Source organism: Acidimicrobiia bacterium, assembly GCA_029210695.1.
GTDB lineage: Bacteria > Actinomycetota > Acidimicrobiia > Spongiisociales > JAHEDJ01 > JAHEDJ01.
In genome coordinates, this window is the sequence record JARGFH010000142.1 from 1 (window position 1) to 1,839 (window position 1,839).

Annotated in this window: 2 protein-coding genes; one reads left to right on the forward strand and one right to left on the reverse strand. The window is 63.1% G+C overall.

Annotation, left to right across the window (positions count from 1 at the left end):
• Nucleotides 1-125: 125 nt before the first annotated feature.
• A complete protein-coding gene (locus P1T08_18775; GenBank protein ID MDF1598118.1) occupies nt 126-926 on the reverse strand; it encodes a hypothetical protein in 801 nt (266 codons plus the stop codon).
• 135 nt (nt 927-1,061) lie between these two features.
• Here P1T08_18775 and P1T08_18780 point away from each other — a divergent pair, with 135 nt between their 5' ends.
• Nucleotides 1,062-1,670 (forward strand): hypothetical protein, encoded by a 609-nt coding sequence (locus P1T08_18780; protein MDF1598119.1) that lies wholly within the window; start codon nt 1,062-1,064, stop codon nt 1,668-1,670.
• Nucleotides 1,671-1,839 lie beyond the last annotated feature (169 nt).

Sequence of the window (1,839 nt, forward strand, 5' to 3'; positions counted from 1 at the left end):
CTCGACACGACCGACAGGGTGATCAAACGCCAACGATGTCCTGAGCCTTTCCGCCAACGATGTCCTGAGCCTCTCCCTGTAGGTTCTACCGCGCCGATAGGGCTGCCGGGGGCCAGAGATCATTGTTACGGCATCGGGTGGGTGGGTGAGCCGTCCGGATTGAGCCACACGGCCACGACCCGCTCAAGACCGCGGTCAGATCCCACTGCCACCTCCACACGCCAGCGATCATCCGCCACTCCTCCGCCGATGATGGTTCCCACCCCCCATGGGGAGACAACGTCGAGAGCCGCGGAGGCAACCGCCTCGGGTACCTCGGTGGGATCAACCGGCGGGGAGATCACGGGCACCGTGCCCACCCGGGCCGGACTCGGCAGATCAAGGACCGACACCGACTCCTCATCGATCAGGACCATCACCTCTATCCCCTCGACCGGCAATCGCACGGTGCCATCTTCGCCACCATGAAGGAGCTGCATCAGTAGGCGCACCCGAAAGAGGCCCTCCCCTACGTCCTCGGTGGATTCGACCGCAACCCATTCGACATAGGTCCAGGAGTCGTCGGACCGGCCCTCTGCCCATTGACGTGCGTAACGCTCCGCGGTTGTCGCCACGCTCTGTTCGATGTCACGGGGAGGCAAGGCGGCCAGCAGGTCTGCCTCCGAGTAGAGCGCCGGAGCGGAAGGAGGGTCCAGAATCGTGACAGCCGGCAATGGAACCGTCGACATGAGGGAAGGCACGGCAACAGCCACTTCGGGTTGCCAGATCATGCGGGCGATGACGGCGGCGATCGCCGCAGCTACCAGGAGCGCGGTGGCGAAGTACATCCACTTGCCTCTATCTGCCGTCTCGTTTGTCAGTGTGAGCTGACTCCACGGAATGTGCTCATATGTTTCGGTCTCGGTCTCGGGAAGCTCGTCTCGCATGATGCCTCTCCAGGGAAATGCGGGGGCTTGTCGAACGTACGACACCACGGCGAACTGTTCAAGGGGGTCGTCGGCGACTACTTCCGCCTGCATTGTTCGGGAACCCGAAACCGGTCGACTATCGTTGGACTGCCGATGGCACGAAATCCAGATCCCAGACCGGGGCGGTGGATCCTTCCCCTGATCATTGTCGGAATGGTCGGGTTCACCTACCTCTTCACCAAGAGCATCGATACGGTCCCCGCGGTACCCGACAACGAGGCTTCTTCTTCTTCGACGACGACGTCGACGAGCGAACCGTCCGACACCTCGACGGAGACCACCCTCCCGGTGGTCGTGAGCCCTGAAGTGCAGGCGTATGCCGCCGGCCTTGACAACTTCGACCTTGCCCTCGCAGAACTCGGGATCCGGATGGTCACGGTGAACGCAGCTTGGGACGGTCGTACGGCGGACTACTCGGACACAAAGGCGGCCTTGGAAACCCTGGTCGTCGACACAACGGCCTTTGCAGATCAGGTGGCCGCGGCAACGCCACCGGCCGGGGATGCCAACCTCGCACTCGAACACGAGAAGATCGTGACCGCCGCCACCGCAGCCAAGACGGCGGCGGAGAACGTGCTCGACGGCCTGGTCAACAGCGAGGGATCGGCCGAGCGCCTGGCGGCACTCGACGCATTCAATGCCTCCGTTACCAACTTCACCGACACCGTGGCTGCTGCCAAAGCCGTCGCCGGAGTGTCGTAGGTAACCCTCCCGACCCCAGCGGAGGCTGTTCGAATTCTCTCCTGCCGGTCGGCACCCGCCGTTGGGCAACGATATTTGGCCCCTGTGCACCCTCCTAGTGGTCTGTCGCTGAAATGGCGAACCGGTGTAGTGTTGGGGGATGGTTGCTACTGCTGAAGCGTTGCGGATG

Bases quoted from the DNA above. Each gene is read 5' to 3' on its own strand.
- P1T08_18775 (MDF1598118.1), bottom strand. From the start codon at position 926: ATGCGAGACGAGCTTCCCGAGACCGAGACCGAAACATATGAGCACATT.
- P1T08_18780 (MDF1598119.1), top strand. From the start codon at position 1,062: ATGGCACGAAATCCAGATCCCAGACCGGGGCGGTGGATCCTTCCCCTG.